The 26787-nt window shown below is 72.6% G+C and carries 25 protein-coding genes; 18 read left to right on the forward strand and 7 right to left on the reverse strand.

Features of this window, described 5'->3' with window-relative positions; genetic code table 11:
• Positions 1 to 45: 45 nt before the first annotated feature.
• Both ACFY2K_RS12275 and ACFY2K_RS12280 read right to left on the reverse strand, forming a co-directional pair.
• Positions 46 to 1944, reverse strand: coding sequence for an ABC transporter ATP-binding protein (locus ACFY2K_RS12275; RefSeq protein WP_387711208.1), 1899 nt, complete (start codon positions 1942 to 1944; stop codon positions 46 to 48).
• A gap of 134 nt (positions 1945 to 2078) precedes the next feature.
• A complete protein-coding gene (locus ACFY2K_RS12280) occupies positions 2079 to 3812 on the reverse strand; it encodes an ABC transporter ATP-binding protein (RefSeq protein WP_375892444.1) in 1734 nt (577 codons plus the stop codon).
• A 324-nt stretch (positions 3813 to 4136) separates the two neighbouring features.
• On the opposite strand from ACFY2K_RS12280, the gene ACFY2K_RS12285 reads away from it, so the two are divergent.
• From ACFY2K_RS12285 to ACFY2K_RS12295, 3 genes are read left to right on the forward strand one after another with little or no spacing between them, the layout of a single operon-like run.
• Positions 4137 to 6074 carry an AMP-dependent synthetase/ligase gene (locus tag ACFY2K_RS12285; RefSeq protein ID WP_375892446.1) on the forward strand — a complete coding sequence of 646 codons (1938 nt, stop codon included), beginning with the start codon at positions 4137 to 4139 and terminating at the stop codon, positions 6072 to 6074.
• Positions 6075 to 6133: 59 nt separating this feature from the next.
• Positions 6134 to 7363 carry a radical SAM family heme chaperone HemW gene (gene hemW, locus ACFY2K_RS12290; protein WP_387711139.1) on the forward strand — a complete coding sequence of 410 codons (1230 nt, stop codon included), beginning with the start codon at positions 6134 to 6136 and terminating at the stop codon, positions 7361 to 7363.
• A gap of 40 nt (positions 7364 to 7403) precedes the next feature.
• The gene (locus tag ACFY2K_RS12295) at positions 7404 to 7961 is read left to right on the forward strand and encodes a Uma2 family endonuclease (protein ID WP_375892449.1); all 558 of its coding nucleotides are present in this window, start codon (positions 7404 to 7406) and stop codon (positions 7959 to 7961) included.
• Here the strand turns inward: ACFY2K_RS12295 and ACFY2K_RS12300 are convergent.
• The 3 genes from ACFY2K_RS12300 to htpX are packed head-to-tail and all read right to left on the reverse strand — an operon-like array spanning position 7952 to position 10356.
• Positions 7952 to 8785 (reverse strand): DUF3097 domain-containing protein, encoded by an 834-nt coding sequence (locus tag ACFY2K_RS12300; protein WP_380524877.1) that lies wholly within the window; start codon positions 8783 to 8785, stop codon positions 7952 to 7954. The genes ACFY2K_RS12295 and ACFY2K_RS12300 overlap by 10 nt on opposite strands.
• Before the next feature lie 23 nt (positions 8786 to 8808).
• Positions 8809 to 9393 carry a hypothetical protein gene (locus ACFY2K_RS12305; protein WP_380524878.1) on the reverse strand — a complete coding sequence of 195 codons (585 nt, stop codon included), beginning with the start codon at positions 9391 to 9393 and terminating at the stop codon, positions 8809 to 8811.
• Between the two features lie 42 nt (positions 9394 to 9435).
• Positions 9436 to 10356 (reverse strand): zinc metalloprotease HtpX, encoded by a 921-nt coding sequence (htpX, locus tag ACFY2K_RS12310; RefSeq protein ID WP_375892455.1) that lies wholly within the window; start codon positions 10354 to 10356, stop codon positions 9436 to 9438.
• 267 nt (positions 10357 to 10623) lie between these two features.
• Here htpX and hrcA point away from each other — a divergent pair, with 267 nt between their 5' ends.
• The 15 genes from hrcA (at position 10624) to era (ending at position 25097) form a co-directional block, all read left to right on the forward strand.
• Complete coding sequence (hrcA, locus tag ACFY2K_RS12315) at positions 10624 to 11658, forward strand: heat-inducible transcriptional repressor HrcA (RefSeq protein ID WP_375892457.1); 1035 nt, start codon at positions 10624 to 10626, stop codon at positions 11656 to 11658.
• A 77-nt stretch (positions 11659 to 11735) separates the two neighbouring features.
• Positions 11736 to 12875 (forward strand): molecular chaperone DnaJ, encoded by a 1140-nt coding sequence (dnaJ, locus tag ACFY2K_RS12320; protein WP_188304451.1) that lies wholly within the window; start codon positions 11736 to 11738, stop codon positions 12873 to 12875.
• A gap of 78 nt (positions 12876 to 12953) precedes the next feature.
• Positions 12954 to 13703 carry a 16S rRNA (uracil(1498)-N(3))-methyltransferase gene (locus tag ACFY2K_RS12325; protein WP_375892458.1) on the forward strand — a complete coding sequence of 250 codons (750 nt, stop codon included), beginning with the start codon at positions 12954 to 12956 and terminating at the stop codon, positions 13701 to 13703.
• An 82-nt stretch (positions 13704 to 13785) separates the two neighbouring features.
• Entirely contained in the window at positions 13786 to 17061 is a 3276-nt protein-coding gene (locus tag ACFY2K_RS12330) for a S41 family peptidase (RefSeq protein ID WP_387711142.1), read from the forward strand.
• Between the two features lie 138 nt (positions 17062 to 17199).
• Positions 17200 to 17976: an RDD family protein gene (locus tag ACFY2K_RS12335; RefSeq protein ID WP_375892461.1), complete on the forward strand. Its 777-nt coding sequence runs from the start codon at positions 17200 to 17202 to the stop codon at positions 17974 to 17976.
• A 56-nt stretch (positions 17977 to 18032) separates the two neighbouring features.
• The gene (locus ACFY2K_RS12340) at positions 18033 to 18386 is read left to right on the forward strand and encodes a histidine triad nucleotide-binding protein (RefSeq protein WP_380524909.1); all 354 of its coding nucleotides are present in this window, start codon (positions 18033 to 18035) and stop codon (positions 18384 to 18386) included.
• 6 nt (positions 18387 to 18392) lie between these two features.
• The gene (locus ACFY2K_RS12345) at positions 18393 to 19316 is read left to right on the forward strand and encodes a ribonuclease Z (protein WP_380524882.1); all 924 of its coding nucleotides are present in this window, start codon (positions 18393 to 18395) and stop codon (positions 19314 to 19316) included.
• A gap of 241 nt (positions 19317 to 19557) precedes the next feature.
• Positions 19558 to 20685, forward strand: coding sequence for a PhoH family protein (locus ACFY2K_RS12350; protein ID WP_375892466.1), 1128 nt, complete (start codon positions 19558 to 19560; stop codon positions 20683 to 20685).
• 14 nt (positions 20686 to 20699) lie between these two features.
• Complete coding sequence (gene ybeY / locus ACFY2K_RS12355) at positions 20700 to 21194, forward strand: rRNA maturation RNase YbeY (RefSeq protein WP_030061268.1); 495 nt, start codon at positions 20700 to 20702, stop codon at positions 21192 to 21194.
• 19 nt (positions 21195 to 21213) lie between these two features.
• Positions 21214 to 22536, forward strand: coding sequence for a hemolysin family protein (locus ACFY2K_RS12360; protein WP_375892468.1), 1323 nt, complete (start codon positions 21214 to 21216; stop codon positions 22534 to 22536).
• Between the two features lie 33 nt (positions 22537 to 22569).
• Positions 22570 to 22806: a hypothetical protein gene (locus tag ACFY2K_RS12365; RefSeq protein ID WP_380401735.1), complete on the forward strand. Its 237-nt coding sequence runs from the start codon at positions 22570 to 22572 to the stop codon at positions 22804 to 22806.
• A 51-nt stretch (positions 22807 to 22857) separates the two neighbouring features.
• On the forward strand, positions 22858 to 23409 hold the full coding sequence (locus tag ACFY2K_RS12370; protein ID WP_380524883.1) for a DUF4383 domain-containing protein: 552 nt from the start codon (positions 22858 to 22860) through the stop codon (positions 23407 to 23409).
• A gap of 71 nt (positions 23410 to 23480) precedes the next feature.
• A complete protein-coding gene (locus ACFY2K_RS12375) occupies positions 23481 to 23846 on the forward strand; it encodes a cytidine deaminase (RefSeq protein WP_375892472.1) in 366 nt (121 codons plus the stop codon).
• 78 nt (positions 23847 to 23924) lie between these two features.
• Positions 23925 to 24107 (forward strand): hypothetical protein, encoded by a 183-nt coding sequence (locus ACFY2K_RS12380; protein WP_360228745.1) that lies wholly within the window; start codon positions 23925 to 23927, stop codon positions 24105 to 24107.
• Positions 24108 to 24167: 60 nt separating this feature from the next.
• Positions 24168 to 25097, forward strand: coding sequence for a GTPase Era (era, locus tag ACFY2K_RS12385; protein ID WP_375892474.1), 930 nt, complete (start codon positions 24168 to 24170; stop codon positions 25095 to 25097).
• Between the two features lie 96 nt (positions 25098 to 25193).
• Here era and ACFY2K_RS12390 read toward each other — a convergent pair whose 3' ends face one another.
• Both ACFY2K_RS12390 and ACFY2K_RS12395 read right to left on the reverse strand, forming a co-directional pair.
• Positions 25194 to 25460, reverse strand: a complete 267-nt coding sequence (locus ACFY2K_RS12390) for a protealysin inhibitor emfourin (RefSeq protein ID WP_375892475.1) — start codon at positions 25458 to 25460, stop codon at positions 25194 to 25196.
• Between the two features lie 108 nt (positions 25461 to 25568).
• Complete coding sequence (locus tag ACFY2K_RS12395; RefSeq protein ID WP_380524884.1) at positions 25569 to 26591, reverse strand: M4 family metallopeptidase; 1023 nt, start codon at positions 26589 to 26591, stop codon at positions 25569 to 25571.
• Positions 26592 to 26787: the final 196 nt, after the last annotated feature.

Consider the following 26787-nt stretch of genomic DNA (forward strand, 5'->3'; position numbering starts at 1 on the left):
AGCCGGGACGGCGGGTTCCGTCCCGGCTCCGGGCGTGCCGACGGGTCAGTCCACCTCGGCCACGGCCTCCGCGAACTGCGCCTGGTAGAGCCGGGCGTAGGCGCCGTCGGCGGCGATCAGCTCGTCGTGCGAGCCCTGCTCCACGATGGAGCCGTTCTCCATCACCAGGATCACGTCGGCGTCCCGGATGGTGGAGAGCCGGTGGGCGATGACGAAGCTGGTGCGGCCGGTGCGCAGCCGGGCCATGGCCCGCTGGATGAGCACCTCGGTGCGGGTGTCGACGGAGCTGGTGGCCTCGTCGAGGACCAGGATGGACGGCTGGGCGAGGAAGGCCCGGGCGATGGTGATCAGCTGCTTCTCGCCGGCGCTGACGCCGGTGCCCTCGTCGTCGATGACGGTGTCGTAGCCGTCCGGGAGGGTGCGGACGAAGCGGTCGACGTGGGCGGCCCGGGCGGCCTCGACGACCTCGTCGCGGGTGGCGGAGCCGGCCCCGTAGGCGATGTTGTCGGCGATGGTGCCGCCGAACAGCCAGGTGTCCTGGAGGACCATGCCGATGCCGGAGCGCAGGTCCTCGCGGGACATCGCGGCGATGTCGATGCCGTCGAGGGTGATGCGCCCGGAGCTGACCTCGTAGAACCGCATCAGCAGGTTGACCAGGGTGGTCTTGCCGGCGCCGGTGGGGCCGACGATGGCGACGGTCTGGCCGGGTTCGACCTTGAGCGAGAGGTCGTCGATGAGCGGCTTGTCGGGGTCGTAGCGGAAGGACACGTCCTGGAAGGCGACCCGGCCGTGGACGGTGTCGGGCTTCTCGGGCATGGCCGGTTCGGGGCTCTGCTCGGGGGCGTCGAGGAGTTCGAAGACGCGCTCGGCGGAGGCGACCCCGGACTGCACCAGGTTGGCCATGCTGGCGACCTGGGTGAGCGGCTGGCTGAACTGCCGGGAGTACTGGATGAAGGCCTGGACGTCGCCGATGGACAGCGAGCCGCTGGCCACCCGCAGGCCGCCGACCACGGCGACCAGCACGTACTGCAGGTTGCCGATCAGCATCATCGCGGGCTGGATGATCCCGGAGATGAACTGGGCGCGGAAGCTGGCGTGGAACAGCGCGTCGTTGTGCTCGCGGAAGGTCTCGGCGGACTCGCGGTGCCGGCCGAACGCCTTGACCAGGATGTGGCCGGTGTACATCTCCTCGATGTGGGCGTTGAGTTGGCCGGTGGACTTCCACTGCTGGACGAACTGCGGTTGGGCCCGCTTGCCGACCTTGGCGGCGACGACCACCGAGAGCGGTACGGAGACCAGGGCGATCGCGGCGAGGATCGGGGAGATCCAGAACATCATCGCGAGCACACCGACCACGGTGAGCAGCGAGTTGACGATCTGTCCCATGGTCTGCTGCATCGACTGGCCGATGTTGTCGATGTCGTTGGTGACCCGGCTGAGCACCTCGCCGCGCGGCTGCCTGTCGAAGTAGCTGAGCGGCAGCCGGGCGAGTTTGGCCTCGACGTCCTGGCGCAGCCGGTAGCTGGCGGACTGGATCGCCCGGGTGGCCAGGCGGCCCTGGACGATGCCGAAGAGGGCGGAGGCGAGGTAGATGCCGAGCACCCAGAGCAGGATGGAGCCGATGGCGCCGAAGTCCATGCCCTGGCCGGGGGTGAAGTCGACGGCGGAGAGCAGGTCGGCGACGCCGCCGTCGCCGTGGGCGCGCAGTCCGGCGATGACCTCGGCCTTGGAGGTGCCGGCGGGGAAGCGGGCGCCGATGACGCCGGCGAAGATCAGGTCGGTGGCGTCGCCGAGGATCTTCGGGCCGGTGACGGCGCAGCCGATGCCGAGCACGCCGAGCAGCAGGACGCCGATCAGGACGTTGCGTTCGGGGCGCAGCAGGCCGAGCACGCGTTTGCCGGAGCCCTTGAAGTCCATGGACTTCTCGGTGCCCTGGCCGCCCATGAAGCGGCCCGGTCCGGCCGGTCCGCGGCGGGCGGCGGCGGCCTGGGAGTCGCTGGGGAGCTTGTCCGCGGGCTGTCCGGCGCCCGGTCCGGCGGGGGCCCCGGCCGGCTTTCCGGCGGGCTTTCCTGGGGTGGTCACGCCGCCTCCTGCTCGGTGAGCTGGGAGAGCACGATCTCCCGGTACGTCGGGTTGTCGGCCATCAGTTCGCGGTGGGTGCCGGTGCCGACGACGGCGCCCTCGTCGAGGACGATGATCCGGTCGGCGTCGCGGATGGTGGAGACGCGCTGGGCGACGATCAGGACGGTGGCGTCGGAGGTCTCGCGGGCGAGGGCCTTGCGCAGCCTGGCGTCGGTGGCGTAGTCGAGCGCGGAGAAGGAGTCGTCGAAGAGGTAGACGTCGGGCCGCCGGACGAGGGCCCGGGCGATGGCCAGGCGCTGGCGCTGGCCGCCGGAGACGTTGCTGCCGCCCTGGGAGATGGGGGCGTCCAGGCCTTCGGGCAGCTTCTCGACGAAGTCCTTGGCCTGGGCGATCTCCAGGGCGTGCCAGAGCTCCTCGTCGGTGGCGTCGGGGCGGCCGTAGCGGAGGTTGCTGGCGACGGTGCCGGTGAAGAGGTAGGGCTTCTGCGGGACGATGCCGACGCTGTCGGCGATCGTGTCGGCGGAGAGCTCGCGCACGTCGGTGCCGTCGAGCAGGACCTGTCCGGAGGTGACGTCGAAGAGCCGGGGGACGAGGCCGAGCAGGGTGGACTTGCCGGCGCCGGTGGAGCCGATGATGGCGGTGGTCTCGCCGGGGCGGGCGGTGAGGTCGATGCCGCGCAGCACCGGGGCCTCGGCGCCGGGGTAGCGGAAGTCGACGTCGCGCAGCTCCAGGTTGCCGCGGCGCAGCACCTCGGTGACCGGGGCGGCGGGCGGGACGACGCTGGAGGAGGTGCCGAGGACCTCCTCGACGCGTTCGGCGCAGACCTCGGCGCGCGGCACCATCATGAACATGAAGGTGGCCATCATGACGCTCATCAGGATCTGCATCAGGTAGGAGAGGAAGGCGGTGAGCCCGCCGATCTCCATGCCGCCGCTGTCGATGCGGTGGGCGCCGAACCAGAGCACGGCGACGCTGGAGACGTTGACGACCAGCATGACGGCGGGGAACATCACGGACATCAGCCGGCCGACCTGCCGGGCGACCTGGGTGAGGTCCTCGTTGGCGTCGGCGAAGCGCTGCTGCTCGTGGCCGTCCTTGACGAAGGCGCGGATGACCCGGATGCCGGTGATCTGCTCGCGCAGCACCCGGTTCACGGTGTCGATCTTCACCTGCATGCTGCGGAACTTCGGCCGCAGGGCGCGCACCAGCAGGACGACGACGATGCCGAGCACGGGGATGACGGCGAGCAGCAGGCCGGACAGCGGGACGTCCTGGTTGAGCGCCATGATGATGCCGCCGACGCACATGATCGGTGCGGCGACCATCAGGGTGAAGCTCATCAGGGCCAGCATCTGGACCTGCTGGACGTCGTTGGTGGTGCGGGTGATCAGCGACGGGGCGCCGAACTGGCCGACCTCGCGGGAGGAGAAGCTCTGCACCCGGTCGAAGACGGCGGCCCGCAGGTCGCGGCCGAAGGCCATGGCGGTGCGGGCGCCGTAGTAGACGGCGCCGATCGAGCAGAGCGCCTGGAGCAGGGTGACGCCGATCATCACGGCGCCCAGGCGCAGGATGTAGCCGGTGTCGCCCGTGACCACGCCCTTGTCGATGATGTCGGCGTTGAGCGTGGGCAGGTAGAGCGCCGCGAGGGTGGACACCAGCTGGAGGGCCACCAGCAGGGTGATCGGTCGGGAGTATGGGCGCAGGTACGCCCGGAGCAGTCTGATCAGCACTGGCACACTCTTGTCTTCGCCGGTCGGGTTCGCACCCCAATTCTCGTCGTTCTGTAGCGTCGTACAGACGATTCGGGGGCCGTCCGGCGGAGGTTTGCCGGGCCTTTGCCATCGGCGGCCCGGTTCGCGCCCTCCGGCGGGCACCGGCGCCGAGGGGGCGTGCCAGCTGGGGCCGCCCCCTTACGGAATGACCGGTTTCCCCCTAGGCTGCTGACTACGCCCTTGTTACTGACCGGTACCGACCACGTTAACGGGGGCCCGGCGGACGCCCCCACGGACGCCGCGACAATCCCTCAGACGGCCACCCGCCCCCGGAGGTCCTCGTTGAGTTCCGCGCAGTCCCTGATCGACTCCGGCAGTGCCGACATCGTCGCCGGGCGTCCCGCCTCCGTCGCCCACCTGTTCCTGGAGCGGGTCGCCCTGACCCCGAACGCCGAGGCCTACCGCTACCCGGCCTCGGTCGACGAGCACGCCGCGGACGGCGCGCCCGGCGCCGAGCAGTGGCGCTCGCTCACCTGGGCGCAGACCGCGGTCCGGGTCAAGGCGGTGGCCGCCGGCCTGATGGCGCTCGGCATCCAGTCGGAGGACCGGGTCGCGCTGGCCTCCTCCACCCGGGTCGAGTGGATCCTCGCCGACCTGGGCGCCATGTGCGCGGGCGCCGCCATCACCACCGTCTACCCGAGCACCAACGCCGACGAGACGGCCTTCATCCTCTCCAACTCCGGCTCCCGGGCGATGTTCGCCGAGAACGCCGCCCAGCTGGCCAAGGCCGTCGAGCACATCGACGAGCTGCCCGAGCTGCGCACCGTGATCCTCTTCGACGCCCCCGCCGGGGCGCCCGGGGCGGAGGCACTCGACACGGCCGGCCTGGACCTGCTCACCCTGGCCGAGCTCGAACGGCGCGGCGCCGAGTACCTGGAGCAGCACCCGGACGCGGTCGACAAGGCCGTGGCCGGGCTCGACAAGGAGCAGCTGGCCACCCTCATCTACACCTCCGGCACCACCGGCCGCCCCAAGGGCGTGCGCCTGGTGCACGACTGCTGGGCCTACGAGGGCCGGGCCCAGGAGGCCAGCGGCCTGCTCGGCCCCGACGACGTCCAGTTCATGTGGCTGCCGCTGTCGCACGTCTTCGGCAAGACGCTGATCTCCGGCCAGATCGCCACCGGCCACGTGATGGCCGTGGACGGCCGGGTCGACCGGATCATCCACAACCTGCCGGTCATCCGGCCGACCACCATGGCCTCGGCGCCGCGCATCTTCGAGAAGGTCTACAACGGCATCGCCGGGCGGGCCCGGGCCGAGGGCGGCGCCAAGTACAAGATCTTCCTGTGGGCCGCCAAGGTCGCCCGCGAGCATGCCCGGGTGGTCCAGGAGAGCCGGGTCGCCACCGGCGTCGGGAGCGCCCCGCTGGGCCTGCGGCTGCAGCACGCGCTCGCCGACAAGCTGGTGTACGCGAAGATCCGGGCCGCCTTCGGCGGCCGGCTGCGCGGCGCCGTCTCCGGCAGCGCCGCCCTGGCCCCCGAGATCGGCTACTTCTTCCTCGGTGCCGGGGTGCCGATCCTGGAGGGCTACGGGCTGAGCGAGACCAGCGCCGGCTCCTGCGTCAACCGCAAGGAGGACGTCCGGATCGGCACGGTCGGCCGCCCGCTGCCCGGCACCGAGGTGCGGATCGCCGAGGACGGCGAGATCCTGCTGCGCGGCCCCGGCGTGATGCGCGGCTACCACAACCTGCCGGAGAAGACCGCCGAGGTGCTGGAGCCGGACGGCTGGTTCCACACCGAGGACATCGGCGAGCTCACCCCCGACGGCTTCCTGCGGATCACCGACCGCAAGAAGGACCTGTTCAAGACCTCCGGCGGCAAGTACGTGGCGCCCAGCGAGGTCGAGGGCAAGTTCAAGGCGGTCTGCCCGTTCGTCAGCAACATCCTGGTGATCGGCAACGGCCGCAACTTCTGCACCGCGCTGATCGGCCTGGACGAGGCGGTGCTGATGCCGTGGGCCGCCGAGCGCGGCCTGGCCGGCAAGAGCTACGCCGAGCTGGCCGCCGACCCGGCCGTGCACCAGCTGATCGAGGGCTTCGTCAAGCGGGTCAACGCCGACCTCCAGCGCTGGCAGACGATCAAGAAGTTCCACCTGCTGCCGCGCGACCTCGACATCGAGCACGGCGAGCTCACCCCGAGCCTCAAGATCAAGCGCCCGGTGGTCGAGCGGACCTACGCGGACGCGGTGACCGCCATGTACGCGGGCGCCAACGAGGCCTGAGCCGCCCCCCCTCCCGTACGGCTCACGAGTCCGGGTGAGTCGTACGGGACAATGGGGTCATGCCCTCCGCACTCCCCGACGGCGAACCGGTGCCGTCCGACGGTTCCCTGCCCGCGCACGCCCTGACCGGGCTGGGCGACCGGCCGTTCGGCTTCTACCTGCACGTCCCGTACTGCGCCAGCCGCTGCGGCTACTGCGACTTCAACACCTACACCGCCACCGAACTGCGCTCCTCCGGGGCCGTCGCCTCGCAGGAGACCTACGCGGACAACGTGGTCGCCGAGATCCGGCTGGCCCGCCGCGTCCTCGGCGAGACCGACCTCCCGGTGCGGACGGTGTTCCTCGGCGGCGGCACCCCCACCCTGCTGCCCGCCCGCGACCTGGTGAAGATGCTCGCCGCCCTGCGCGAGGAGTTCGGGCTCGCCCCGGACGCCGAGGTCACCACCGAGGCCAACCCCGAGTCCGTCGACCCCGCGTACCTCGCCGAGCTGCGCGAGGGCGGCTACAACCGGATCTCCTTCGGCATGCAGAGCGCCCGCCCGCACGTCCTGCGGCTGCTCGACCGCCACCACACCCCCGGCCGCCCCGAGGCCTGCGTGGCCGAGGCCCGCGCGGCCGGCTTCGACCACGTCAACCTCGACCTGATCTACGGCACCCCCGGCGAGTCCGACGACGACTGGCGGGCCTCCCTGGACGCCGCGATCGGCGCCGGGCCCGACCACGTCTCCGCGTACTCCCTGATCGTCGAGGACGGCACCAAGCTGGCCGCCCGGGTCAAGCGCGGCGAACTGCCGATGATCGACGACGACGTGCACGCCGACCGCTACCTCATCGCCGAACAGGCGCTCAGCGCGGCCGGCTACTCCTGGTACGAGGTCTCCAACTGGGCCACCACCCCCGAGGGGCGCTGCCGCCACAACGAGCTCTACTGGACCGGCGCCGACTGGTGGGGAGCCGGCCCCGGCGCCCACAGCCACGTCGGCGGCGTCCGCTGGTGGAACGCCAAGCACCCCGCCGCCTACGCCCAGGCCCTCGCCGAGGGCCGCACCCCGGCCCTGGGCCGCGAGCTGCTGAGCGACGAGGACCGCCGGGTCGAGCGCATCCTGCTGGAACTGCGCCTGGCCGACGGCATCCCCCTCGACCTCCTGGCCGAGGCCGGCCGCCAGGCCGCCGCCAAGGCCCTCGCCGACGGCCTCCTCGCCGAGGACTCCTACCGGCGGGGCCGCGCCGCCCTCACCCTCCAGGGCCGCCTCCTGGCGGATGCAGTAGTGCGTGACCTCGTGGACTGAGTGTCGCTAACGTGGTATCAGCCGTCAGGAGGAGTGTGGGATGACCGCCATCGATGACCGGGTGATAGGGATCTTCGAGAATCTGGAGATCCCGGAGGGTTTCAAGGCCGAGCTCATCAGGGGGGAGATCGTGATGATGGCCGGGCCCGACCGGGTCCACAACTGGATTGTCGAGTCGATCCAGGACCAGATTCCCCGGATGCGATGGCACCGCTCGGTCACGCAGGACATCGACATCCCCGGGCTCACCAGCGAACCTCAGCCCGATCTGGTCGTCTATGAGCGAGACGCGGTCGAGGGTCCTGGTCGCCTGATCCCTTCGCCTCTCCTCACGCTGGTGCTCGAGGTGGTCTCGAACACCAGCGTCCTGCGCGACTACCAGACCAAGCGGGAGCTCTACGCGGAGGGCCGGATTCCGGCCTATCTGATCGTCGACCCGATCAAGGCCGTCTGCGTGCTGTTGACCGAGCCGACCCGGGCGAGCGCGTCCGGGTTGCCGGACTACGTCTCCTCTCGGACCACCAAGTTCGGCGAGCCCATTCCGGTGGACCTGCTGGGCATCACGCTCGACACCTCGGAGTTTCAGACCTACTCCTGACCTGGCAGGGCGGTGAAGTCGATCAGTTCCTCGACCTTCGCCAGGAGTTCGGGCTCCAGGTCCTTGTAGCTGTTCACCTTGGAGAGGATGTGCTTCCAGGCGGCCGGGGTGTCCACGGGCCAGCCGAGGCGGCGGCAGGTGCCCTGCTTCCAGTCCTCGCCGCGGGGGACGGCGGGCCAGGCGGGGATGCCGACGGAGGAGGGCTTCACGGCCTGCCAGATGTCGATGTAGGGGTGGCCGACGACCAGGACCGACTCGCCGGTGACCCGGGCGGCGATGCGGTGCTCCTTCGTCCCCGGGAGCAGGTGGTCGACCAGGACGCCGAGGCGGCGGCCGGGGCCGGGGGCGAAGTCGGCGACGATCGCGGGGAGGTCGTCGATGCCCTGGAGGTACTCGACGACGACGCCCTCGATGCGCAGGTCGTCTCCCCAGACCCGCTCGACCAGTTCGGCGTCGTGCCGGCCCTCGACGTAGATCCGGGACTCGCGGGCGACCCGGGCCCGGGCGCCGGGGACGGCGACGGAGCCGGAGGCGGTGCGGGCGGGGGTGCGGGGCGCGGCGGGGGCGGCCGGGCGCACCAGGGTGACCACCTCGCCCTCCAGCAGGAAGCCGCGCGGCACCAGCGGGAAGACCCGGTGCTTGCCGAAGCGGTCCTCCAGGGTGACGGTGAACCCCTCCGCGGTCCGCTCGCAGCGCACCACCGCCCCGCAGTAGCCGGTGGCCGCCTCCTCGACCACCAGGTCCCGCTCGGCCGGCACCTCGGGTGCGGGCTGCTGCTTCTTCCACGGCGGGGTGAGGTCGGGTCCGTACTGGTGGCTGCGCATGGGGCGATTTTACGGACGGGGCGTCAGAGGCCCGGCGCCCCCCAGACCGGGAACCAGCGGCTGAGGTCCTTCTCCAGCCGCAGGTCGTTCCCCAGCATCGCGTTGACCTGGAGCTCCAGCGGGCTGTTGCGCCGCTCGCCGCCGCCGGGCATCGGGGCGAAGGGGTAGAAGGTGCCGCGCTTGTAGAGGTAGACCAGGGCCAGCGACTGGCCCTGGGGGTTGCGGAAGGCGACCAGGGAGCAGAGCAGCTGCGGGCCGAAGCCGTTCGCCTCCAGCTCGCTGTTGACCGCGTGCAGGTCGTTGACCAGTTCCGGGAGTTCCTCGGGGGCGTGCCGGGTGAGCAGCCAGGAGTAGCCGTAGCCGTCCTTGGAGGCCTCCACCGGGACGCCGCCGCGTTCGGTGTCGGCGTCCAGCAGGGCCCGGACCTGCTGCTCCACCTGGACGAAGGCGGCGCCCTCGACGGCCGCGAAGCAGACCGAGCCGAGCCCGGTGGGGAGGAACCCGGCCCCGGCCTCCAGGGTGAGCGCGGCGGACGGCACGCCGAACAGCTGGTCGAGGTCGGGCTTGACGGGCTTGGTGCGGCCGAACAGGGCGTCCAGGAATCCCACGGCGGTCCTTCCGGGAGTCGGGCGGGGCCGGAGCCCAGGGGGTCAGCGGCCGAGCTGCTCGGAGATCTTGGCCAGCTGGGCCAGCCGCTTCTCCAGCGTCGGGTGGGTGGAGAGCAGCTGGGAGGCGGTCTCCTTGGCGCTCAGCGCGGGGGCGAAGTAGAAGGCGTTGTAGGGCTGGGCCCGGCGCAGGTCCTCGGTGGGGATGGCGGCGATCTGCCCGGTGACCTTGGTGAGCGCCGAGGCGAGGGCGCTGGGCCGGCCGGTGAGCTGGGCGGCGGCCCGGTCGGCGGCCAGTTCGCGGTAGCGGGACAGCAGCCGGGTGAGCAGGAAGCTGATCGCGTAGACCACGATCGACACCAGCGGGATGACCAGCGCCGCGATGGCCGCGTTCTGGTCGTTGCTGTTGCGGTTGCCGCCCATGAACCCGCCGTACATGGCGACCCGGGTCATCGCCCCGGCGAGCACGCCGAGGAAGCCGGCGATGGTCATCACGGCGACGTCCCGGTGGGCGACGTGCGACAGCTCGTGCGCCAGGACGCCCTCCAGCTCCTCGGGTTCCAGTCGGCGCAGCAGGCCGGTGGTGACGCACACCACGGCGTTCTGCGGGTTGCGGCCGGTGGCGAAGGCGTTCGGCATGTCGCTGTCGGCGACCGCCACGCGGGGCTTGGGCATGTCGGCCAGGGCGCAGAGCCGGTCGATGGTGCCGTGCAGCTGGGGGTACTGCTCCTCGGTCACCCGGTGGGCGCCCATGGCCCGCTCGGTGATCTTGTCGCTGAACCAGAACTGGGCCACGAACAGCCCGCCGGAGATCAGCACGATCAGCGGCCAGGCCCCGCGCAGCAGCGCGATCAGCAGGCCCGTGAAACCGACGTACAACAGCCCGATCACGAACATCGTCCCGACCATGCGGCTGGTCAGGCCGCGGTCGGGCGCGAAACGGGTGTGCTGGCCCGAGCTCGACATCGCTTGCTCCTCCGTTCGCCGTCGCTTTCGATGCTGCCACCCGGACGGCCCCGGGGCACCACCCGCGCACGCGGAGTGTCGCGGTGGCCGTCCGGAACTGCGGGCAGGATCACCCCGGCCGGGCCGTTCCTGCGGTACGACCCGGGCCGTACACTGGCAGGTACGGTTTTGGCACTCGTGCGTGCAGAGTGCCAGGGTCGGGGTCCTCACCGGAGCGGCTCGCAGCATCACAGACGGACAACGTGCGAAGACGGAGGTGCGTGCCCCATGGCCGGAGAGGTCCGCCAGCTGGACGACCGCAAGCTCGCCGTGCTGCGCGCGATCGTCCAGGACTACGTGGGCACCGAGGAGCCGGTCGGCTCCAAGGCCCTGGTGGAGCGGCACAACCTCGGGGTGTCCCCGGCCACGGTGCGCAACGACATGGCGGCGCTGGAGGAGGAGGGGTACATCCACCAGCCGCACACCAGCGCCGGGCGGATCCCCACCGACAAGGGCTACCGGCTGTTCGTCGACAAGCTCGCCGAGATCAAGCCGATGAGCTCCCCGGAGCGCCGGGCGATCCGGCACTTCCTGGACGGCGCCGTCGACCTGGACGACGTGGTCACCCGTACGGTGCGGCTGCTCGCCCAGTTGACCCGCCAGGTCGCCGTGGTGCAGTACCCCTCGCTGACCCGCTCCACCGTCCGGCACATCGAGCTGGTGGCGCTGGCCCCGGCCAAGGTGATGCTGGTGCTGATCACCAACACCGGCCGGGTCGAGCAGCGGATGGTCGACTGCCCGGGCACGGTCGGCGAGACGGTCCTGGCGGACCTGCGCTCGCGGATCAACACCCGGGCGGCCGGCCAGCGGCTGCCGGACGTCCCGGGGCTCCTGGAGGAGCTCCCGGCGGCGTTCGAGCCGGCCGACCGGCCGACCGTCAGTACGGTCCTGGCGACGCTGTTCGAGGCGCTCGCCGAGCAGAACGAGGAGCGGATCATGCTGGCCGGCACGGCCAACCTGACCCGCTTCGGGCACGACTTCCCGCTCACCATCCAGCCGGTGCTGGAGGCCCTGGAGGAGCAGGTCGTCCTGCTCCGCCTCCTGGGTGAGACCACGGACGCCGCGATGACGGTCCGGATCGGGCGGGAGAACGCGTACGAAGGGCTGAATTCCACCTCGGTCGTTTCGGTCGGCTACGGTTCGGGCGACGAGAGTGTGGCCAAGCTGGGTGTGATCGGTCCGACCCGGATGGACTATCCGGGCACAATGGGGGCGGTGCGGGCGGTGGCACGGTACGTGGGCCAGATCCTGGCCGAGTCGTAGCACACGGCCGACCGTTGGAAATCTAACGGCGGCGTCCAGTCGCAGCACTACTACAGGCGGAACAAGCGGAGCATTTGGTGGCCACGGACTACTACGCGGTACTCGGCGTCCGACGGGATGCGGGGCAGGACGAGATCAAGAAGGCGTTCCGGCGCCTGGCACGCGAACTGCACCCGGACGTCAACCCGGACCCGAAGACGCAGGAGCGGTTCAAGGAGATCAACGCCGCCTACGAGGTGCTCTCCGACCCGCAGAAGCGCCAGGTCTACGACCTGGGCGGTGACCCGCTGTCGCCGGGCGGCGGTGGCGCGGGCGGCTTCGGCGCCGGCGCGGCGGGCTTCGGCTTCTCCGACATCATGGACGCCTTCTTCGGCGCCGCGGCCGGCCAGCGCGGCCCGCGCTCGCGCACCCGCCGGGGCCAGGACGCCATGATCCGGCTGGAGATCACCCTGGAGGAGGCCGCCTTCGGCACCACCAAGGAACTCCAGGTCGACACCGCCGTCACCTGCACCACCTGCAGCGGCGAGGGCGCGGCCCCCGGCACCTCGGCCCAGACCTGCGACATGTGCCGCGGCAAGGGCGAGGTCTCCCAGGTCACCCGCTCCTTCCTGGGCCAGGTCATGACCTCCCGCCCGTGCCCGCAGTGCCAGGGCTTCGGCACCGTGGTGCCGACCCCGTGCCCCGAGTGCGCGGGCGACGGCCGGGTGCGGGCCCGCCGCACCCTGACCGTGAAGATCCCGGCCGGCGTGGACAACGGCACCCGGATCCAGCTGGCCGGCGAGGGCGAGGTCGGCCCCGGCGGCGGCCCGGCCGGCGACCTGTACGTCGAGATCGCCGAGACCACCCACACGGTCTTCCAGCGGCGCGGGGACGACCTGCACTGCACCGTCACCATCCCGATGACGGCGGCCTCGCTCGGCACCCAGGTGCCGTTGCAGACCCTGGACGGGCTGGAGGAGGTCGACATCCGGCCCGGCACCCAGTCCGGCCAGTCGATCCCGCTGCACGGCCGGGGCATCACCCACCTGCGCGGGGGCGGCCGGGGCGACCTGATAGTGCACGTCGAGGTGCAGACGCCCACCAAGCTCGACCCCGAGCAGGAGGAGCTGCTGCGCCGGCTCGCCGTGCTGCGCGGCGAGGAGCGGCCGTCCGGCCAGTTCGCGCCGGGCCAGCAGGGCCTGTTCTCACGCCTGAAGGACGCCTTCAACGGCCGGTAGTCGTCCGCGAAGGGGTGCCGGGGGAGGACCCCCGGCACCCCTTCGGTGTTCCCGTTCCATCCCAGGAGGTTCCCCGCCATGACCGCGCCCGTCTTCGTCGTCGAGACCGAGCGGATCGCCGCCGCCGCACCCGGGGCCGTGCTGCGCCTCGACGGGCCCGAGGGGCGGCACGCGGCGGCGGTGAAGCGGCTGGCGGCCGGCGAGGCGGTCACCCTGGCGGACGGGCTGGGACTGGGCGTGGACGGCACCGTCGCCGCGGTGCTCGGCAAGGACGCGATCGAGGTCACGGTGGAGGCCGTGCGGCGGGAGCCGGAGCCGGCGCCGCGGATCGTGGTCGTCCAGGCGCTGCCCAAGGGCGACCGCGGCGAGCTGGCCGTGGAGACCATGACCGAGGTCGGCGTGGACGTGGTGGTCCCCTGGGCCGCCTCGCGCTGCATCACCCAGTGGAAGGGCGAGCGCGGCGCCAAGGCGCTCGCCAAGTGGCGGGCCACCGCCCGGGAGGCGGGCAAGCAGTCCCGCCGGCTGCGCTTCCCCGAGGTGCGCGAGCCGATGACCACCCGGCAGCTGGCGCCGCTGCTGGCCGGGGCCGCGCTCGCCGCGGTGCTGCACGAGGAGGGCGCCGAGCCGCTGGCGCACGCCGCGCTGCCGGCCGGCGGGGACATCGTGCTGGTGGTCGGCCCGGAGGGCGGGGTCTCCCCGGAGGAGCTGGCCGCCTTCGCCGAGGCCGGCGCGAAGCCGTACCGGCTGGGCCCCTCGGTGCTGCGCACCTCGACCGCCGGGGTGGCCGCCGGGGCGCTGCTGCTGGGGCGCACCGGCCGCTGGGCCTGACCCCACCGGCAACTCCCGTGCGCCCGCCCGGAGTCTGCGGAAAACGGAGCGGCTCGTACCCGCACCTGCCTACGCTGGCGGCGTGACGGACTCCCTGAGCACCTCCGCGGGCGCCTATCTGCGCCACCCCCATCTGCACGGTGACCTGGTCGCCTTCGTCGCCGAGGACGACCTGTGGCTCGCCCCGCTGGAGGGCGGCCGGGCCTGGCGGCTGACGGCCGATCACCTGCCGGTGCAGCACCCCAGGTTCTCCCCGGACGGGCGCCACCTCGCCTTCACCTCCACCCGGGACGGCGCCCCCGAGGTGCACGTGGTGCCGGTGGACGGCGGACCGTCCCGGCGGCTGACGTACTGGGGCAACGCCGAGACCCGGGTGCAGGGGTGGACCGCCGACGGGCGCCCGATCGCCACCACCGGCGCGGGCGAGTCCGGGGTGCGCCGCTGCTGGGCGCACGCGGTGCCGCTGGACGGCGGCGAGCCGGTGCGGCTGCCGTACGGGCCGGTCGGCGGGCTCGCCTTCGAGCCGGCGGGCGTCGGGGACCCTGCGGCCGAAGCCGGGGGGAGGGTGCTGCTGGTGACCGTCAACAACCGCGAGCCGGCCTGGTGGAAGCGCTACCGGGGCGGCCGGGCCGGCAAGTTGTGGATCGGGCGGGACCGGTTCGTCCGGATCCACCAGGACCTGGCCGGGCAGCTCGACTCCCCGCTCTGGGTGGCCGGGGACGGCGACGGCCGGATCGCCTTCCTGTCCGACCACGAGGGCGTCGGCGACCTGTGGTCCAGCCGCCCCGACGGCTCCGACCTGCGCCGCCACAGCACCGACCCGGACGGCTTCTACGCCCGCAACGCCAGCACCGACGGCACCCGGGTGGTCTTCCACCGGGCCGGCGACCTGTGGCTGCTGGACGACCTGGAGACCGCCTCCCCGCGCCGGCTGGACGTCCGCCCGGCCGGCTCGCGGGCCCGCCGCCGCCCCCACCCCGTGCACGCCGCGCACTGGCTGGAGTCCGTCGCCCCGGACCGCACCGGCCGGGCCGGCGCCGTGGTGGTGCGCGGCAGCGTGCACTGGCTGACCCACCGCGAGGGCCCGGCCCGGGTGCTGGACGAGACCCCGGGCGTGCGCGCCCGGCTGGCCCGGGTGGTGCCGGGCGAGGACGGCGCCCAGGGCGTGCTCTGGGTGTCCGACGCCGAGGGCGAGGACGCCCTGGAGTACGCCCCCGCCGTGCACGACCCCGAGCGGCGCCGGCTGGCCGCCGGGAGACTGGGCCGGGTCAACTCGCTGGTGGTCTCCCCGGACGGCCGGCGGGCCGCGGTCGGTGTGCACGACGGCCGGGTGCTGGTGGTCGACCTGGCCGACGGCGCCGTGCACGAGCTGGACCGCAGCACCGACGGCGAGGTCGGCGGCCTGGTGTTCAGCCCGGACTCGGCCTGGCTGGCGTGGTCGCGCCCGGTGCACCGGATGGGCCCGTACTCGCTGCGCCAGATCGTGCTGGCCGACCTGGCCACCCGCACCGTCGGCGAGGTCACCTCGCAGCGCTTCCTGGACACCTCGCCCGCCTTCACCGCCGACGGCCGCTACCTGGCCTTCCTCTCGGTGCGCAGCTTCGACCCGGTCTACGACGCCCACGCCTTCGGCCTGTCCTTCCCGAACGGCTGCCGCCCCTACCTGGTGACGCTCGCCGCCGAGACGCCCTCCCCGTTCGGCCCGCAGCGGGCCGGGCGGGCGCCCGGCGGGGAGGAGGACGAGCCCAAGGCCCGCACGGCGGACGGCGAGGAGGCCGCGGACGGGGCGGTGCCGGCCGTGCGGGTGGACCTGGACGGCATCGCCGACCGGATCGTGCCCTTCCCGGTCGAGGGCGGCCGTTTCCACACGCTGCGCGCCGCCAAGGACGGGGTGCTGTGGACCAGGGCGCCGCTGCTCGGCGAACTCGGCGACGAGGCCGCCTCCTTGGACGACGACCGGCCCCGCCCGGTGCTGGAGCGCTTCGACCTCAGGAAGCGCCGGGTCGAGCAACTGGTGCACGGCGTCGACGGGTTCTCGGTCAGCGGGGACGGCACCCGGCTGGCCGTGCTGGACGGGGGCGAGCTGCGGATCGTCCCGGCCGACCGCAAGTCCGGCGGCGAGGACGACGAGACCGCCGTCGACCTCACCCGGCTGCGGGTGACCGTCGACCCGGCCGCCGAGTGGCGGCAGATGTACGCCGAGAACGGCCGGCTGATGCGGGACAACTTCTGGCGCCCCGACCTCGGCGGCGTCGACTGGGCCGGGGTCCTGGAGCGCTACCGGCCGCTGGTCGAGCGGGTCGGCTCGCACGACGAACTGGTCGACTTGCTCTGGGAGGTGCACGGCGAACTCGGCACCTCGCACGCCTACGTCGTCCCGTACGGCCGCTACACCGAGCCCGCCCGGCGCCAGGGCCTGCTCGGCGCCGACCTGGTCCGGGACGGCGGGCAGTGGCGGATCGGCCGGATCCTGCCCGGCGAGTCCTCCGACCCCCGGGCCCGCTCGCCGCTGGCCGCGCCCGGCGCCGCGATCCGCCCGGGCGACGCCCTGCTCGCCGTCAACGGCCGCCCGGTCGACCCGGTCACCGGCCCGGCCCCGCTGCTGGCCGGCACCGCCGGGCAGCCGGTGGAGCTGACTGTGGCCGGCAAGGACGGCAGCGACCGGCGCCACCCCGTGGTCGTCCCGCTCGCCGACGAGGAGGCGCTGCGCTACCACGACTGGGTGGCCGGCCGGCGGGCGAAGACGCGGGAGCTGTCCGGCGGCCGGCTCGGCTACCTGCACATCCCCGACATGCAGACGGCCGGCTGGGCGCAGCTGCACCGCGACCTCTCCACCGAGATGGCCAAGGACGGCCTGATCGTGGACGTCCGGGAGAACCGCGGCGGCCACACCTCGCAGCTGGTGATAGAGAAGCTGGCCCGGCGGATCATCGGCTGGTACGCGATCCGGGACACCGAGGGCCGGGTGCCCTACCCGATGGACGCCCCGCGCGGGCCGGTGGTCGCGATCGCCAACGAGCTGTCCGGCTCGGACGGCGACATCGTCAACGCCGCCATCCAGGCGCTCGGCATCGGCCCGGTGGTCGGCACCCGGACCTGGGGCGGGGTGATCGGTATCGACAGCCGGTACCAGCTGGTCGACGGCACCCTGGTCACCCAGCCCAAGTACGCGATGTGGATGGAGAACTACGGCTGGGGCCTGGAGAACCACGGCGTCGACCCGGACGTCGAGGTGCCGTTCGCCCCGCACCACTGGGCGGCCGGCGAGGACCCGCAGCTGGCCGAGGCCGTGCGGATCGCCCTCGACACCCTGGCCGCCACCCCGGCCCGCACGGCGCCGCCGCTGCCCTGGGCGTAGCCGGCGCGGGGCGCTGCGGGGCCCTGCGGGGCGCGGGTGTCCGGCGCGGCCGGGCTCCCGCGCCGGGGCGTGGGTAGGATGCGGGGCTGTTCTTGATCGCGATCTTGATCTGGTCGACGGCTCACGGGGGAGCACACCATGGCGCAGGGCTATCCGCCGCCGCAGTACCCGCAACAGCAGCAGTACCCGCAGCAACAGCCGTACCCGCAGCAGCAGCAGTACCCGCAGAACCAGCCGTACCCGCAGCAGCAGTACCCGCCGGGCGGCCCGGGGCCGAACCCGTACGGCCAGGGGCCGTACGCCCAGCCCCCGCAGCCGTACCCGCCGCAGCCCCAGCCGTACGGTCAGCCCCAGCCGTACCCGCAGGCGCAGCCGCCGTACGGGCAGGCCCCGTACCCGCAGCAACAGCCCCACCCGCAGCCCGCGCTGCCGCCGTGCCCCCGGGAGGCGGGCGGCTTCCGGCGCTTCCTGGCGATGGTGCTGGACGCCGGCCTCGCGCTGGGCGCGGGCTTCGCCGCCGCCGTCGCCTCCGACGTCGCGGCGGGTCGTACCAAGCCCGTCGCGGCCGCGGCCGGCCACGCCGTCCAGCACGCGAGCGGGCCGGTGGTGCCGTTCTGGGCGGCGTTCCTGGGCGTCTGCGTGCTGGTCTCGTTCCTCAACCAGGTGGTGCTGGCCCGGCTGGTCGGGTTCAGCGTGGGCAAGGGGATCCTGGCGATGCGGGTGGTGCGCCGCAAGCGGGTGATGCGCCCCAACACCTGGCGGCTGACCCGGCGCTGGCTGGTCGGCTTCGTCGTCCTGGTGCTCTCGTTCGTCTTCGACGAGTTCGACCTGGAGGAGGGGGACATCATCGGCATGCGCTCGGTGCGCTGGAAGCACCTGCAGGAGTACCAGCAGGCGCTCGGGCGGCTCGGCTAGGCTGCGCCCGTACGGCCCGTGCAACCGTGATCGACGACCGAACCGAGGAGATTCCGATGGCTGGCGAGCCGCAGTCCGACTGTGTGTTCTGCAAGATCGTGGCGGGCGAGATCCCGGCGACCGTGCTGCGCAAGACCGAGCGCGTCCTCGCCTTCCGCGACATCGCCCCCAAGGCCCCCGTGCACGTCCTGGTGATCCCGCACGTCCACTACCCGAACGCCGCGGCGCTGGGCGCCGCCGAGCCCGAGGTCGCCGGCGAACTGCTGGCCGAGGCGGGCGCGGTGGCGCGGGACGAGGGCATCGAGGACTACCGGCTGATCTTCAACACCGGCGCGGGCGCCGGGCAGACCGTGTTCCACGCCCATGTGCACGTGCTCGGCGGGATGCCGATGAACGAGAGCATGGTCTGATCCCAGGTGTCCCAGCGCGAACTCGTCGTCCTCGGCACCGCCAGCCAGGTGCCCACCCGGCACCGCAACCACAACGGCTACCTGCTCCGCTGGGACGGCGAGGGCCTGCTGTTCGACCCCGGCGAGGGCACCCAGCGCCAGATGCTGCACGCTGGGGTCTCGGCCACCCAGATCACCCGGATCGCGGTGACCCACTTCCACGGCGACCACTGCCTGGGCCTCGCCGGGGTGATCCAGCGGATCAACCTTGACCGGGTCCCGCACCCGGTGGACGTCTACTTCCCGGCGTCCGGCGAGGTCTACTTCGAGCGGCTGCGGCACGCCACCGCGTACCACGAGACCGCCGTGCTGCGGCCGCGGCCGATCGACGAGCCCGGCCCGCTGCCCGCGCCCGGCGCCCGCTTCGCGCTGGACGCCGTCCGGCTGGACCACCCGGTGGAGTCCTTCGGCTACCGGCTGTCCGAGCCGGACGGCCGCCGGCTGGTGCCCGAGCGGCTCGCCGCGGCCGGCGTGCGCGGCCCGGCCGTGGGCCGGCTCCAGCACGAGGGCGCGGTCGAGGTGGACGGCCGCACCGTCACCCTGGACGAGGTCAGCGAGCACCGCCGGGGCCAGCGCTTCGCCTTCGTGATGGACACCCGGCTCTGCGAGGGGGTGCACGAACTCGCCGAGGGGGCCGACCTGTTGGTGGTCGAGGCGACCTTCACCGACGCCGACGCCCACCTCGCCGAGGACCACGGCCACCTCACCGCCGGCCAGGCCGCCAAGGTCGCGGCCGAGGCCGGGGCGCGGACCCTCGTGCTGACCCACTTCTCGCAGCGCTACCCGGACCTGGGCCAGCACCTGGCCGACGCCCGCAAGCACTTCGACGGGGACCTGGTGCTCGCCGAGGACCTCGCCCGGGTGCCCGTCCCCGCCCGCCGCCACCCGTGAACGGTCCGCCGCCACCCGTGGAGCACCCGCCGTCACCCGGGGACGGCGCGGCGCCGGGGGTGGACGCCGCACGGGCTCCCCGCGAAAAGGGCTCGCGCCGCCCCGCGATCTGCCGCAGCATCGTCGGGTGCGGCCCCGCCGCCCGCCGCAGCGATCACGCTCGCGGCGTACCCTGGTGCCCCGGAGAGACCGAGCGGCACACGAGACCACGGATGGGATGAGGCAGGCCCAGCGCCGACCCATGAGTGACACATCGCAGACCCGTACCGATGGACAGTCGCGCCCCGAACCGACCGACGACGGCCGGGTGAGCGCCCGGATCGTCATCCCCGAGAAGCATCCGATGGTCACCCTGCTCGGCACGGCGGACTCGCTGCTGCGCGTGATCGAGCAGGGGTTCCCCGCCGCCGACATCCACGTCCGCGGCAACGAGGTGACCGCCACCGGGGAGCGCGCCGAGGTCGCCCTCGTGCAGAAGCTCTTCAACGAGATGATGCTGGTGCTGCGCACCGGCCAGCCCCTGACGGAGGACTCCGTGGAGCGCTCCATCGCCATGCTCCGCGAGGAGGGCCCGGACAGCCCGGCGCCGTCCCAGGTGTTCACCGCGAACATCCTGTCCAACCGCGGCCGCACGATCCGCCCCAAGACGCTCAACCAGCAGCGCTACGTCGACGCGATCGACAAGCACACGATCGTCTTCGGCCTCGGCCCGGCCGGCACCGGCAAGACCTACCTGGCGATGGCCAAGGCCGTCCAGGCCCTCCAGGCCAAGGAGGTCAACCGGATCATCCTGACCCGCCCGGCGGTCGAGGCGGGCGAGCGGCTGGGCTTCCTGCCCGGCACCCTCTACGAGAAGATCGACCCGTACCTGCGCCCGCTGTACGACGCGCTGCACGACATGATGGACCCGGACTCCATCCCGCGCCTGATGGCGGCCGGCACCATCGAGGTCGCGCCGCTCGCGTACATGCGCGGCCGCACCCTCAACGACGCCTTCATCATCCTGGACGAGGCCCAGAACACCTCGCCCGAGCAGATGAAGATGTTCCTCACCCGCCTCGGGTTCAACTCCCGGGTGGTGGTCACCGGCGACACCAGCCAGATCGACCTCCCGGGCGGCACCCGCAGCGGGCTCAAGGTCGTCCAGGAGATCCTGGCCGGCGTCCCGGACATCCACTTCTCCGTCCTCACCAGCACCGACGTGGTCCGCCACAAGCTGGTCGGCCGGATCGTGGACGCCTACGAACGCTGGGACGCGCGGCAGGAGGCCGAGGAGAACTCCCCGGCCGCCCGCAAGCCCGCCCAGCGGCGCCCCGGAAAGACCGCCGCGGCGCGCGCACCCCGACAGTCCCATCGCACCGAAAGCTGAGCACACAGCCCGTCATGTCGATCGACATCGCCAACGAGTCCGGTTGGGACGCCGATGAGGAAGCCATCCTCGACGTCGCCCGCTTCGCCCTGGACAAGATGCGGATCCACCCGCAGTCCGAACTGTCCGTGATCCTGGTGGACGGTGCGGCGATGGAGGAGCTGCACATCCAGTGGATGGACCTGCCCGGACCGACCGACGTGATGTCGTTCCCGATGGACGAGCTGCGTCCGGGCAAGGAGGGCGAGGAGCTGCCGCAGGGCCTGCTCGGCGACATCGTGCTCTGCCCCGAGGTCGCCGAGCAGCAGGGCAAGGCGGCCCCCTCCAAGCACTCGATGGACGAGGAGCTCCAGCTGCTCACCGTCCACGGCGTGCTGCACGTCCTCGGCTACGACCACGAGGAGCCGGAGGAGGAGGAAGAGATGTTCGCCCTCCAGAAGCGGATCCTGGACGACTGGCGGGCGGGCCGGGGCCTCGGCGGCATCTCCCCGGCCCCCACCACCCACTGAGCGCGGGGCCCGAACTCCTGTGAGCGGTGAGAGTACGAGCTTCATCCTCGGTGCCGTGGCCCTGGTCGTCCTGGGCTGGTTGGCCGCGTGCGCCGAGGCGGGCATCTCCCGGGTCTCCCGGTTCCGGGCGGAGGAGGCCGTGCGCAACGGCCGGCGCGGCTCCGCGCGGCTACTGGCCGTCGCCTCCGACCCGTTCCGCTACCTCAACCTGGCCACCCTGATCCGGGTGGCCAGCGAGATGGCGGCCGCGGTGCTGGTCACCGCGGTGTGCGTGCGCAACATCCACCCGACCTGGCAGGCCGTGCTGTTGGCCTTCGGCGTGATGGTGCTGGTGTCCTTCGTCGCGGTGGGCGTCTCGCCGCGCACGATCGGGCGCCAGCACCCGATCTCCACCGCGACCGCGGCCTCCTTCGTGCTGCTGCCGCTGGCCGCGGTGCTCGGCCCGATCCCGCGGCTGCTGATCCTGCTGGGCAACGCGCTGACCCCGGGGAAGGGGTACCGGGAGGGGCCGTTCGCCTCCGAGGCGGAGCTGCGGGCGCTGGTCGACCTCGCCGAGAAGGACGACCTGATCGAGGACGAGGAGCGCCGGATGGTGCACTCGGTCTTCGAACTGGGCGACACCATCGTGCGCGAGGTGATGGTGCCGCGCACCGACCTGGTGATGATCGAGCGGCACAAGACCGTCCGGCAGGCGCTCACCCTGGCGCTGCGCTCGGGCTTCTCGCGGATCCCGGTGGTCGGCGACAACGAGGACGACGTGGTCGGCATCGTCTACCTCAAGGACCTGGTGCGCCGCACCCACATCAACCGGGAGGCGGAGGCCGAGGAGGTCGGCGCGGTGATGCGCCCGGCCGTGTTCGTCCCGGACTCCAAGCCGGCCGGCGACCTGCTGCGGGAGATGCAGCAGCGCCGCTCGCACGTCGCGATCGTGATCGACGAGTACGGCGGCACGGCGGGCCTGGTCACCATCGAGGACGTCCTGGAGGAGATCGTCGGCGAGATCACCGACGAGTACGACCGGGAGATCGCGCCGGTCGAGGACCTCGGCGACGGCTCGTACCGGATCACCGCCCGGCTGCTGGTGGAGGACCTGGGCGAGCTGTTCGGGATCGAGCTGGAGGACGAGGACGTCGAGACCGTCGGCGGCCTGCTGGCCAAGCACCTGGGCCGGGTGCCGATCCCCGGGTCGGCCTGCGAGATCCCGCTGCCCGAGCCGGCCGCAGACGGCCTGACCGGCATCCTGCTGACCGCGGAGTCCTCGGCCGGGCGCCGCAACCGGATCGGTTCGATGGTCGCCTCGCCGGTGCGCCGGTCGGAAACGGTGCGGGCCGCGGGCGAGTAGCGGGTGGGCGGTCGCCGCGCGACCATGGAGGGCATGACGCACAAACTTCGCGCGGAGTACGGCCCGCAGGGGGCGGCCGGCGGAGTCAAGTCCTGGCACGTGGTGCGGGACGAGGACCCGTCGACCGCGCTCTGCGGCCGGAGCATGCCCGACGACGCCGAGACGCGGCCCGAGCAGGAATGGGGCACCGGGCTGCGCTGCTGCCAGCAGTGCGGCTCGCTCTACATGCACGAGACGCCCCACATGCAGGGGAGCCATCCCTACAGCTAGCCGTGCCTCCCGGCCGTGCCCCGCGGCGACGGCCGGGCTCTGGAGGTCGCCATGAAGCTGCAAGACGAACTGCCGACCGTCGATCGACGGCTCGCCCTGGTGTGGCGGGTCGGGGCGGGGCTCGGGGGGATCTTCCTGATCGTGTTCGGGATCCTGGGGCTGGCCGACCACCCCGGCTTCCTGGCCACCCACGGTGACCGGATCGCCGGGCTGTCGACCAACGGGGCGCTGAGCATCCTGTCCATCGTGGCGGGTGCGGTCCTGCTGGTCGGAGCGGTGATCGGCGGGAACTTCGCGTCCAACCTCAACATGGTGATCGGCGTGCTGTTCGTCCTGTCCGGCTTCTACGGGCTGACGGTGCTCGGCCGGCCGGACGCGAACATCCTCAACTTCCGGATGTCGAACGTGCTGTTCGCGTTCGTCTTCGGGATCGTCGTGACCACCTTCGGGATGTACGGCCGGGTGAGCAGCCACCTGCCGCACGACAACCCGTTCTGGCGCGAGCGGGCCTCGCACGAGGAGCCGCTGCCGTCCGGCGCCGCGAAGACCTTCGTCAAGGTGCTCAACCCGAACCCCGGCCGCACCCACCCGGTGGGCCACTGAGCCGGGTTGACGGAGGGGCCGGGTTGCGCGAGGGGGCCGGGTTGACCGAGGGCGCCGGGAGGGTGCCGCCTATGCTCGGCGGCATGAGTGACATCGTCGAACTCGACCCCGAAGACAAGAAGATCATCACCCTGGCCCGCTCGGCCCGCGCCCGCAACGGCGTGGCCGAGGGGGCCGCGGTGCGTGACGAGACCGGCCGCACCTACGTGGCCGGGACGGTCGCGCTGGAGTCGCTGCGGCTGAGCGCGCTGCGGACGGCGGTGGCGATGGCGGTGGCCAGCGGTGCGAAGTCGCTGGAGGCGGCCGCCGTGGTGAGCGAGGCCGAGCAGCCCGCCGAGGCCGATCTGGCGGCCGTGCGGGACCTGGGCGGGGCCGGTACGCCGGTGCTGCTGGCCGGGCCGGACGGGACGCTGCGGGTGGTGGCCGAGGCCCGCTGAGCGGCCCCCGGCGGCCCCCTCGGGGCCGGTGCGGGGAGACCGCGCCCCCTGCATTCAGCAGATAATCTCACCGGAGGGGTGGACTCGGTGAGGGGCTGGGGCATGGGGGCGTTGGCGTTCGTCGCCGGGCTGGTGCTGTTCGTGATGGGCATGGGCAAGTGGCAGGAGACCGGCACGGTCTACTGGCTCTGGGGTTCACTCGCCTTCCTGCTGCTGCTGGTGGTGTTCTCGCTGGTCGGACGGGGCGGCGGCAAGGGCTGAGCGCCCCGGACGGACCGGCCCCGGACGGCGGGGCTCCGGTGATCAGGGAGAATGGGGCGCATGAATGCCCCTTCCTCCTCGTACCGCTCCGGGTTCGCGTGCTTCGTCGGCCGTCCCAACGCGGGCAAGTCGACCCTGACCAACGCCCTGGTGGGGACGAAGGTCGCGATCACCTCCGACCGCCCGCAGACCACCCGCCACACCGTGCGCGGCATCGTGCACCGCCCGGACGCCCAGCTCGTGCTGGTCGACACCCCCGGCCTGCACAAGCCCCGCACCCTGCTCGGCGAGCGCCTCAACGACCTGGTCCGCACCACCTGGGCCGAGGTCGACGTGATCGGCTTCTGCCTGCCCGCCGACCAGAAGCTCGGCCCCGGCGACAAGTTCATCGCCAAGGAGATCGCCGGGATCAAGAAGACCCCCAAGGTCGCCATCGTCACCAAGACCGACCTGGTCGACTCCAAGCGCCTGGCCGAGCAGCTGATCGCCATCCACCAGCTCGGCATCGAGCTGGGCTTCGAGTGGGCCGAGATCATCCCGGTCTCGGCGGTCGGCGACCAGCAGGTCGACCTGGTCGCCGACCTCCTCACCAAGCTGCTGCCCGAGGGCGACCAGCTCTACCCGGAGGGCGACCTCACCGACGAGCCCGAGCAGATCATGGTCGCCGAGCTGATCCGCGAGGCCGCCCTGGAGGGCGTGCGGGACGAACTGCCGCACTCGCTCGCCGTCGTGGTCGAGGAGATGCTGCCGCGCGAGGGCCGCCCGGCGGACCGTCCGCTGCTGGACATCCACGCCAACGTCTACATCGAGCGGCAGAGCCAGAAGGCGATCGTGATCGGCGCCAAGGGCTCCCGGCTCAAGCACGTCGGCACCACCGCCCGCAAGCACATCGAGGCGCTGCTCGGCACGCCGGTCTACCTGGACCTGCACGTCAAGGTGGCCAAGGACTGGCAGCGCGACCCCAAGCAGCTGCGCAAGCTCGGCTTCTGACCGGGGAGTTCGGCGACGGGCGGTGAGCCGCCCCGGGCCCGTCCGGACGCCGTGCGCGTCCGGGCGGGCCCGTGCCGCGCCGGGCCCGGGAGGGGCCTACGCCCCCTCGCGGAGCACCAGCGAGACCAGCTCCCGCTGGGAGTCGGTGAGTTTGGGGTCGGCGCAGTACACCGTCCGCCCGTCGACGGTGATCTCGTAGTGGAAGCCGTCCGGCACCCCGTACGAGGGCGCGCGCAGCCCGCCCGCGACGGCCTCGCGGGCGAGCGCGTGGACGTGCGGGGCGTCCGTGCGGTCGACGGTTTCGAGCTCCGCGTGGCGGAGGATTCCGGCGAGTCCGCCGGTCCGGGTCACCTGGATGCGCATGGTGTCCATGGTGCTACGCAGGGGAGGCTTTTGCGGCTCTTTTCCCCGACCGTGACCTTAAGGCGGTCTCAAACCGCTCCGGACCGGTGGTGAACCGGTCGTCCGCGGTCAGCCTGGGCTGACGCCGACCTGGGCCCAGGAGGCCGTCACGGTGTCGGCGACCGGGGGCTTGTCGGGGTAACGGGCCTTGGCGGCGGCCACGGTGGCCCGGGCGAAGGCGGTGAAGTCGGCGGTGGCGGGCAGCCCGCCACCGGTCAGGGCGTCGTACCAGATCCGCCCGGCCTGCTCCCAGGACGACCCGCCCAGGGCGGTGGCCAACAGGTAGAACGCGTGGTTGGGGATGCCGGAGTTGATGTGCACCCCGCCGTTGTCGTCGGTGGTGTCCACGTAGTCCCGCATGTGGGCGGGTTGCGGGTCCTTGCCCAGCTGGGGGTCGTCGTAGGCGGTGCCGGGCGCCTTCATCGAGCGCAGCGCCACGCCCTGGACGCCGGGGGCGAGCAGTCCGGCGCCGATCAACCAGTCGGCGGAGGCGGCGTCCTGGTGCAGGGCGTACTGCTTGACCAGCGAGCCGAAGACGTCGGAGACCGACTCGTTGAGCGCGCCGGGCTGGTCCTGGTAGTCCAGTCCGGCGGTGAACTGGGTGACGCCGTGGGTGAGTTCGTGGCCGATGACGTCGATGCAGGCGGTGAAGTCGCCGAAGACCTGGCCGTCGCCGTCGCCGAAGACCATCTGCGAGCCGTTCCAGAAGGCGTTGTCGTAGTTGCGGCCGTAGTGGACGCTGGCGTCCATCCGCAGGCCGCGGCCGTCGATCGAGTCGCGGCCGAAGACGTCGGAGTAGAGCGCGAAGGTGGCGCCCAGGCCGTCGTAGGCGTGGTTGACGGAGGCGTCGGCGACCGGGGCGTGGCCCTCGGTGCGGACGGTGCGCCCGGGCAGCCGCTGGCCGTGCCCGGCGTCGTAGACCAGCCGGCTGAGGCCGGGGGCGCCGGTGGTCGGCGGGGGAGCGGCGAGGCGGGCCGCGCGGTGCGCGGCGTCCAGGGCGAGGGAGTGGACGGCGGGCTGGTGACCGGCCTCGGCGAGGCGGTCCAGGACGTACGGCGGGACGATCGCGCAGCGCGGGACTCCTGCAGTCATGTGGCCCAGGGTGAGGCCTGGATGACCGGATGTCACCACCCGTGGCAGGACCGTTCCACGTCTCAAGGGGTGGAACGGAAGCCCGGATCACTTCGGGGGCGCGCGGGCCTGGGTTACGCTGGGCCACATCATGCGCAACGGGCTGCTTCTTCTTAGCTGCCGCGTCGAGGGCCTGTAGTCCACCGGGCCGGCTCCC

The organism is Kitasatospora sp. NPDC001309, assembly GCF_042896295.1.
GTDB lineage: Bacteria > Actinomycetota > Actinomycetes > Streptomycetales > Streptomycetaceae > Kitasatospora.

Coding starts and splice junctions, on each gene's coding strand:
- ACFY2K_RS12295 (WP_375892449.1), top strand. CDS start 7,404: ATGACCGCCATCGATGACCGGGTGATAGGGATCTTCGAGAATCTGGAG.
- ACFY2K_RS12335 (WP_375892461.1), top strand. CDS start 17,200: ATGGCGCAGGGCTATCCGCCGCCGCAGTACCCGCAACAGCAGCAGTAC.
- ACFY2K_RS12350 (WP_375892466.1), top strand. CDS start 19,558: ATGAGTGACACATCGCAGACCCGTACCGATGGACAGTCGCGCCCCGAA.
- ACFY2K_RS12325 (WP_375892458.1), top strand. CDS start 12,954: ATGACCGCGCCCGTCTTCGTCGTCGAGACCGAGCGGATCGCCGCCGCC.
- ACFY2K_RS12390 (WP_375892475.1), bottom strand. CDS start 25,460: ATGCGCATCCAGGTGACCCGGACCGGCGGACTCGCCGGAATCCTCCGC.
- ACFY2K_RS12300 (WP_380524877.1), bottom strand. CDS start 8,785: ATGCGCAGCCACCAGTACGGACCCGACCTCACCCCGCCGTGGAAGAAG.
- ACFY2K_RS12375 (WP_375892472.1), top strand. CDS start 23,481: ATGCTCGGCGGCATGAGTGACATCGTCGAACTCGACCCCGAAGACAAG.
- ACFY2K_RS12370 (WP_380524883.1), top strand. CDS start 22,858: ATGAAGCTGCAAGACGAACTGCCGACCGTCGATCGACGGCTCGCCCTG.
- ACFY2K_RS12365 (WP_380401735.1), top strand. CDS start 22,570: ATGACGCACAAACTTCGCGCGGAGTACGGCCCGCAGGGGGCGGCCGGC.
- ybeY (WP_030061268.1), top strand. CDS start 20,700: ATGTCGATCGACATCGCCAACGAGTCCGGTTGGGACGCCGATGAGGAA.
- htpX (WP_375892455.1), bottom strand. CDS start 10,356: ATGTCGAGCTCGGGCCAGCACACCCGTTTCGCGCCCGACCGCGGCCTG.
- hrcA (WP_375892457.1), top strand. CDS start 10,624: ATGGCCGGAGAGGTCCGCCAGCTGGACGACCGCAAGCTCGCCGTGCTG.
- ACFY2K_RS12340 (WP_380524909.1), top strand. CDS start 18,033: ATGGCTGGCGAGCCGCAGTCCGACTGTGTGTTCTGCAAGATCGTGGCG.
- ACFY2K_RS12275 (WP_387711208.1), bottom strand. CDS start 1,944: ATGGGCGGCCAGGGCACCGAGAAGTCCATGGACTTCAAGGGCTCCGGC.
- ACFY2K_RS12395 (WP_380524884.1), bottom strand. CDS start 26,591: ATGACTGCAGGAGTCCCGCGCTGCGCGATCGTCCCGCCGTACGTCCTG.
- era (WP_375892474.1), top strand. CDS start 24,168: ATGAATGCCCCTTCCTCCTCGTACCGCTCCGGGTTCGCGTGCTTCGTC.
- hemW (WP_387711139.1), top strand. CDS start 6,134: ATGCCCTCCGCACTCCCCGACGGCGAACCGGTGCCGTCCGACGGTTCC.